The organism is Pedobacter ghigonis, from assembly GCF_903166585.1.
GTDB classification, from domain to species: Bacteria; Bacteroidota; Bacteroidia; order Sphingobacteriales; family Sphingobacteriaceae; genus Pedobacter; species Pedobacter ghigonis.
Genome location: NZ_CAESCM010000015.1, coordinates 157,336 through 164,332 on the forward strand (window position 1 = coordinate 157,336; position 6,997 = coordinate 164,332).

Annotated in this window: 7 protein-coding genes, 1 tRNA gene and 1 pseudogene; 6 read left to right on the forward strand and 3 right to left on the reverse strand. The window is 39.7% G+C overall.

What is annotated here, in order from left to right; genetic code table 11:
- Positions 1-24: 24 nt before the first annotated feature.
- The 4 genes from HWV58_RS19950 (at position 25) to hscB (ending at position 4,883) form a co-directional block, all read left to right on the forward strand.
- Positions 25-1,524 carry a GH3 auxin-responsive promoter family protein gene (locus HWV58_RS19950; protein WP_175635775.1) on the forward strand — a complete coding sequence of 500 codons (1,500 nt, stop codon included), beginning with the start codon at positions 25-27 and terminating at the stop codon, positions 1,522-1,524.
- Positions 1,525-1,687: 163 nt separating this feature from the next.
- Positions 1,688-2,848, forward strand: coding sequence for a 1-deoxy-D-xylulose-5-phosphate reductoisomerase (locus HWV58_RS19955; protein ID WP_235972776.1), 1,161 nt, complete (start codon positions 1,688-1,690; stop codon positions 2,846-2,848).
- Between the two features lie 29 nt (positions 2,849-2,877).
- Complete coding sequence (rseP, locus tag HWV58_RS19960; RefSeq protein ID WP_175635777.1) at positions 2,878-4,266, forward strand: RIP metalloprotease RseP; 1,389 nt, start codon at positions 2,878-2,880, stop codon at positions 4,264-4,266.
- Positions 4,267-4,343: 77 nt separating this feature from the next.
- The gene (hscB, locus tag HWV58_RS19965) at positions 4,344-4,883 is read left to right on the forward strand and encodes a Fe-S protein assembly co-chaperone HscB (protein WP_175635778.1); all 540 of its coding nucleotides are present in this window, start codon (positions 4,344-4,346) and stop codon (positions 4,881-4,883) included.
- 80 nt (positions 4,884-4,963) lie between these two features.
- Here hscB and HWV58_RS19970 read toward each other — a convergent pair whose 3' ends face one another.
- Positions 4,964-5,125 (reverse strand): hypothetical protein, encoded by a 162-nt coding sequence (locus HWV58_RS19970; protein ID WP_175635779.1) that lies wholly within the window; start codon positions 5,123-5,125, stop codon positions 4,964-4,966.
- Between the two features lie 58 nt (positions 5,126-5,183).
- On the opposite strand from HWV58_RS19970, the gene HWV58_RS19975 reads away from it, so the two are divergent.
- A complete protein-coding gene (locus tag HWV58_RS19975) occupies positions 5,184-5,495 on the forward strand; it encodes a DUF3817 domain-containing protein (RefSeq protein ID WP_175635780.1) in 312 nt (103 codons plus the stop codon).
- A 79-nt stretch (positions 5,496-5,574) separates the two neighbouring features.
- Positions 5,575-5,654 (forward strand) — tRNA-Leu (locus tag HWV58_RS19980).
- Positions 5,655-6,382: 728 nt separating this feature from the next.
- Here HWV58_RS19980 and HWV58_RS24630 read toward each other — a convergent pair.
- Positions 6,383-6,784: pseudogene (locus HWV58_RS24630) on the reverse strand (recombinase family protein); the annotation flags it as partial.
- 58 nt (positions 6,785-6,842) lie between these two features.
- A partial coding sequence (locus HWV58_RS19990) for a transposase (protein WP_175634835.1) occupies positions 6,843-6,997 on the reverse strand: 155 nt, incomplete at its 5' end.

Consider the following 6,997-nt stretch of genomic DNA (forward strand, 5'->3'; position numbering starts at 1 on the left):
CATTCCGTAACTCAATCATTAAAAATGGGATTAAAAGCAGCATTAAGTAAACCCTTTGCAGCGTTTGCAGTTTGGCAAATTAACAAATGGAAGTATAATGCCGTAAGTGCCCAAAATAACATCCTTAAAAAGCTTGTTGAGGAGGCTAAACATACTGCATTTGGTAAAGACCATCACTTTGCTGAGATTAAAAGCTACGCCGATTTTAAAAAGCATGTTCCTGTTCAGGATTATGAAGGACTAAAACCTTATGTTGACCGCGTTGTGGCCGGAGAAGCCGATGTGCTTTGGAAAGGTAAACCACTTTATTTCGCTAAAACATCGGGTACCACTTCGGGGGTAAAGTATATTCCACTTTCAAAAGAGTCGATGCCCGAGCACATTAAAGCTGCCCGTAATGCCATCTTAACTTATATTAACGAAACCGGGAAAACTGGTTTTGTAAACGGTAAAATGATCTTTCTACAGGGGAGTCCGGTGTTGAGTGTAAAACATGGCATTAATGTGGGCCGATTATCGGGTATTGTGGCGCATCATGTGCCTGCTTATTTGCAAAAAAACCGTTTGCCATCCTACCAAACCAATATTATTGAGGATTGGGAACAAAAGGTTGATGCCATTGTGGAGGAAACCATCAACGAAGACATGACCTTGATTTCGGGTATTCCGCCGTGGGTACAGATGTATTTCGATAAACTTTCGGAAAAAACTGGCGGCAAGAAAATTGCAGAAATTTTCAAAAATTTTAGCCTTTTTATTTATGGTGGCGTAAATTTCGAACCTTACAGGGCTAAAATTGAGCAGAGCATCGGCAAGAAAATAGATGCCATTGAAACTTACCCGGCTTCAGAGGGATTTATAGCCTATCAGGATTCGCAAAAAGAGAAAGGCTTGTTGTTATTGGCTGATGCTGGTATTTTTTACGAGTTTATCCCAGCCGATGAATACCATAACGATCAGCCTACACGCTTATCGCTCGCAGAGATTGAACTGAATACCAATTACGCGCTGATTTTAAATACCAACGCCGGTTTATGGGGTTATAGCATTGGCGATACTATTAAGTTTGTATCTAAAAATCCTTATAAAATTGTGGTTACCGGTCGTATTAAGCATTTTATTTCAGCTTTTGGCGAGCATGTTATTGGCGAAGAAGTAGAGCACGCCCTGCTAAGCGTTGCCAACGAAGAAAAAGTTGAAATAACCGAATTTACCGTTGCACCACAGGTTAACCCAAAAGCAGGCGAACTGCCTTACCATGAGTGGTTTGTAGAGTTTTCGACAGCACCAAAAGATATGGCTGCCTTTAGTAAAAAGGTAGACGAGGCTTTGCAAAAGAAAAATATTTATTACTTTGACCTGATTGAAGGCAATATTTTGCAACCTTTAATTATCCGACCTTTGCAGAAAGATGCTTTTGTAAGTTATATGAAAAGCGAAGGGAAACTGGGTGGACAAAATAAAGTGCCAAGATTGAGTAACGACAGGAAACTGGCTGAGGGGTTGGAGAAATATATAGTTTAACAGGTAATCCGTCATTTCGAGCGTAGTCGAGAAATCTATATAGATCTCTCCGTTCGCTGCGCTTCAGTCGAGATGACGATCGTTCTTCCGGATGTTGTTTGGAAGAACAGCTATAAAAATTGATAAAAGCTTAATTGATTTAAGCGCTACGAGATTAAAAGATTTGAAAAGAATAACCATACTAGGTTCTACAGGAAGCATAGGTACGCAAGCATTAGAAGTTGTAAGAGATCATCCTGCAGCCTTTAAAGTTACCGTGTTATCGGCACTGAAGAACGCTACATTACTTATTCAGCAAGCGCTTGAATTTAAGCCTGCTGTTGTGGTAATTTGCGATGAAAGCAAGTACAATGAAGTTAAAAATGCCTTATCTGCCACACAAATAAAAGTTTTGGCAGGCGAAGCAGCTTTGGCCGAAGTTGCTGCTTATGGCGATAGCGATATTGTACTTACCGCGTTAATGGGATCTGTAGGCTTAAAACCTACCATTGCTGCCATTAAAGCAGGGAAAAACATAGCACTCGCCAATAAAGAAACCTTAGTGGTTGCCGGTGAGTTAATTACCCAGCTGGCTACAGCGCATCAGGTTAAAATTTTACCAGTAGATTCTGAACACTCTGCTATATTTCAGTGTTTAGTGGGCGAGGAGCACAATGAAATTGAGAAAATTTACCTCACTGCATCTGGCGGACCGTTTTTAGGCAAAACAAGAGATTTTTTGTCGACAGTAAAAAAAGAACAGGCACTTAAACATCCCAACTGGGTTATGGGGGCTAAAATTACGATCGATTCTGCTTCGTTAATGAACAAAGGACTTGAAGTAATCGAAGCCAAATGGTTATTTAACCTGGAGGCCTATCAGGTTGACGTAATTGTACACCCGCAGTCTATTATCCACTCGCTGGTGCAGTTTACCGATGGGTCGATGAAGGCCCAAATGGGACTGCCCGATATGAAATTGCCTATTCAGTACGCCATAAATTATCCCGACAGGCTAAAAAACAATTTTAAACGTTTTAATTTTCTGGATTATCCAAACTTTAGCTTTCAGCAGGCAGATATAGAAACCTTCAGGAATTTAGGTTTGGCCTATCAATCGTTAAGAAAGGGCGGTAACATGCCATGTATTTTAAATGCAGCCAATGAAATTGTGGTAGCAGCATTTCTGGAAGATAAAATTGGTTTTTTGGAGATGAGTGATGTAATTGAGCAATGCATGGAGGAGATTGGTTTCATTGAAAAACCGCAATTGAGTGATTATTTAGAAACTGATAAACATAGCCGTATCTTAGCCGGCGAATTAGTAACAAAAAGTATAGTTTAACATCTAACCTAAAAATTTTAAAAGAAAATATGAACGGATTGATTATGGCGGGGCAGTTGCTGCTCGGATTGTCTTTATTGGTTATTTTACACGAATTAGGACATTTTCTGGCAGCCAGGGCATTTGGTATTAAGGTAGAGAAATTTTATTTGTTTTTTGATGCCTGGGGTTTTAAGCTTTTCAGCTTCAAAAAAGGAGATGTTGAATATGGAGTGGGGTGGTTGCCTTTGGGCGGTTATGTGAAAATTGCCGGCATGATTGATGAAAGCATGGATACCGAGCAAATGGCCCAGCCGGCACAACCCTGGGAATTTCGTTCTAAACCGGCCTGGCAACGTTTAATTGTAATGCTGGGTGGTATTATTGTGAATGTAATTGTTGGGATAATCATTTTCTGGATGCTTACCTTTAAATATGGTCAAAGTTATACGGTTAATGGTAAGTTGAATGATGGTATCTCGGTTGGTACACTGGGTAAAGAAATAGGCCTGAAAAATGGCGACCGCATTTTGGCCATCAACGGAAATAAGTTAATCCGTTTCGAAGATGCCATTTCGAGCAAAGTCTTGTTTGATGGTGCACAGTTAACCGTGTTAAGAGGTAACCAAACTTTATATGTATCTGTTCCGGATACGATTTTGAACAAACTTTCTAAAAACGATAAAGAGAATTTTATTACACCACGTTACCGTATGGCTAGTGTGGCTACTGTTTTGGCACCTGATGAAAAAGCAGATCAACCTTCTTTTTTTGATAAACTTTTCAAAAGAAAATTCGAAAAACCGGTTTATCCGGCCTATGCAGCAGGGATAAAACCTGGTGATAGTATTTTATCGGTTAACGGTAAGGCTATTACTTTCTTCGATCAGTTTAAGGAAGAAGTTTCGGGTAATAAAAATAAACAGATTTCAATTCAGGCTTTGCGTAAAGGAAAAGCAATTGAATTTAATTTAAAGGTTGGCAAAGATGGTACCATTGGTGTTGGGCCTAACTTTAAAATGCCTGAAACGGCACATGTCGATTTTGGCTTTATTGAGTCATTGCCGGTAGGGGCCAATATGGCCTGGAGTACTTTTGTAGATAATGCAAAGGGGATTGGCAAAATGATTACCGGTAAGCTAAGCGCACGTAACATCAGCAGCCCTATTGGTATTGCTAAAGTTTACGGTAGTACGTTTGACTGGGTTAAATTCTGGACTTTAACCGGATTGATTTCAATGGCACTGGCTTTTATGAATTTATTGCCTATTCCGGGCTTAGATGGGGGCCATGTAGTGTTCTTATTGATTGAAATGGTACAACGTAAGCCTGTTAGTGAAAAAGTGCTTGAGCGGGCCCAAATTGTGGGTTTCGTGATCCTGATTTGTTTAATGGTGTTTGCTTTTGGTAATGATATTCTAAAATCATTCGGTAAGTAAAACCAAATTTATAATATTGCCACAGATGTGCAGCTCCTTTGGAAAGCATATCTGTGGCTTTTTAATTTAATACCAGTATGAGCAAACAACAGCAACAGCCCGATTATTTTGAATTTTATGGGCTCCCTATACAGTTTAATCCCGATCAGCAAGAAGTGAAAGCAAAATTTTATGCCTTCAGCAAGCAGTATCACCCCGATTTTTATGCCAATGAGAGCGAAGAAAAGCAGGAAGAAGTTTTAACCCTGTCTACACTTAATAATAAAGCTTACCAAACTTTAAGCAATGCAAAAAAACGGTTGAGATATGTTTTAGAACTGAAAGGTATTGTTGAAACGGATGAAGGCTATCAGTTGCCTCAGTCATTTTTAATGGAAATGATGGATATTAACGAGGCTTTGATGGATTTACAATTTGAACCGGATGCCGAAAAGCTGGATGAGGTACGTAACAATATTGCTTCTGTTGAAAAGGAACTGAAAGGGGAGTTAGAAAACCTGATGGGCCAGTTCGATGAAAATCCTGCAGCTGCATCGGAGGTTTTATTTGCTGCGCTAAAGGATAATTTTTACCGCCAGAAGTACATTGATAGGATCAGGGAAAAACTGGTGAAATAAATGGAAAATGGAAGATGTAGGATGGGAAATGTAGGATGGAAGATGTATGATGGAAAATGGATGATGGGGAGAGAAGTAGCTCAATAAGCATTTGGTATCGGCCTTTCAGCTTTAGTCTTTGAGCTTTCCTCTTTAATCTGTGGCCTTTCAGCTTTAGTCTTTGCACTTTCTCCTTTAATCTTTGGCTTTTCAGCTTTAGTCTTTTGCGCTTTCCCCATTAAAACACCAGATTGTAAAATCATTTTTTAGTTTTTGATAGACAAACGCTTTGTTTTACTTTCGGAGCAAACAATCAGATATATGAATAGTTCAGTTTCTATTTTTCGTAAGGTAGCCGTTGCCGAGGGGATTTCGTACCTGCTTTTATTGTTCGTGGCGATGCCATTGAAATATTTCGCAAATATGCCATTATATGTAAAGTATACCGGATGGGCACATGGTTTGTTATTTGTGCTTTATGCAGCAACACTTGTTTTGGCCTGGCAGGAACAAAAGTGGAAATTTGGTAAAGCAGTCCTTATTTTTGTAGCTTCTCTATTACCTTTTGCCCCCTTTATTGTAGATAAGAAGCTGAAAGATGAACGGCCTGAAAATGCAAGCCGCATACTGTAAGCCAGTTGCAGGTTATTTTAAAATATTTTTTGCATTGTAAGTTACATTATCTACATTTGCAACCCCGTCTAAGACGAATGCCCAGCTGGCGGAATTGGTAGACGCGCTGGTCTCAAACACCTGTGGGAAACCGTGCCGGTTCGACTCCGGCGCTGGGTACTAACCGGGCTCAGGCCCAAAACCTTAAAGGGTTGCTCGTTAAAAAGCAACCCTTTTTGCTTGACTTTCAGTATGTTATCGTTGAACGTTGGGTCAATAAAAGCGGTTCTAAACATATCGTCACCCCATACCAGATTATCTTTGAACACCCCCCTCATCAGCGTATGCTTCTGTGTAATGTTGCCTTTTTGATAAATCTCATAGAGGTTAGTTAGGTTAGGTAAAATTCGGTCAATAAGCTCATCCTCGTTTCGGATTTTAGATGGTTGATTTCCACTTAATGAATATTCAAGCATTGCCTTTTCTTCTTTGTATTTTTGAAACCAGGTTTGATAGGTCGAACTCTCTATCTCATTATTCATCAATCGTTCTTCAAGCTTGAAAATCTTTTCGTTTAGCTCATGAAGCTTTCTGATTTTATTTTGATGTTGTTCTTTCTTTAACTTCTGCGGCTCTATCAATAAGGCCTTTGCTGTTTCCCTCACAAATTGGACTTGATGGGTAGAGAAGCTTAAGCCTTTTAATACCGCTTCGATAGCGTCATGCAACTTGTTGCCTGCTAAATTATAATTTGTATGCTCTGTACAACGATAATACAAGTAATAGCTTTTACGGCCTTTAGTATATCCAGCTGTCATTCCCTTTCCACACCAACATTTAAGAATGCCCCTCAATGGAAAATCCTCCGCTGGTTGAACACGTGTTTTTCTCTTGCTTTTATTCAACATATTCTGCACCAGCCAATACTCCGCATCTGAGATTATCGGCAAATGGATTGACTTCACAAATTTTTCTGGCAGTTCCTGAAAGGGTGGGACCCTGATTAGTCCTGCGTAGACACAATTCATAAGGATCTCCTGGATAGCAGACTTGCTGGTTCTTGTAAAGCCTAATGCTTTGACATTTTTATAAATGATATATTGTGGAATACCGATGATAAATTCCCTGAATATTCGCTCAACTATTAAAGCTTCGCCTTGATGGATCTCTATTAGGTTTTTTCTGGTTCCATCAATAATATTCCTATAACCGTAAGGTGCCCTTCCGAGATAACGGCCACTTTCCTTTGCATTTCTGACGCCCTGCTTTGTACGCTTGCGAATATTAAACAATTCCTTATTGGCCATCATGTACTCAAAGGCTCGTTTGGGGATTTCGGCAATAGTGGTTCTTCCCCAATTTTGGTGGTCAATCCGGTGCTAATACCAGTCTTTTTCTGAGTAAATCGAAGCTTGCCCTTCCATACATTTGACGTTTAATAGTTTTCAGTTTGTTAACATTGCCTTCGACTGGACCATTGCTCCAATGTAGATTGATAGCATTTTCTATGGAATGGAGGTCAG

What these genes read in the sequence shown, in the direction of transcription:
- HWV58_RS19950 (WP_175635775.1), top strand. Translation starts at nt 25, where the DNA reads ATGGGATTAAAAGCAGCATTAAGTAAACCCTTTGCAGCGTTTGCAGTT.
- rseP (WP_175635777.1), top strand. Translation starts at nt 2,878, where the DNA reads ATGAACGGATTGATTATGGCGGGGCAGTTGCTGCTCGGATTGTCTTTA.
- hscB (WP_175635778.1), top strand. Translation starts at nt 4,344, where the DNA reads ATGAGCAAACAACAGCAACAGCCCGATTATTTTGAATTTTATGGGCTC.
- HWV58_RS19970 (WP_175635779.1), bottom strand. Translation starts at nt 5,125, where the DNA reads ATGATTTTACAATCTGGTGTTTTAATGGGGAAAGCGCAAAAGACTAAA.
- HWV58_RS19975 (WP_175635780.1), top strand. Translation starts at nt 5,184, where the DNA reads ATGAATAGTTCAGTTTCTATTTTTCGTAAGGTAGCCGTTGCCGAGGGG.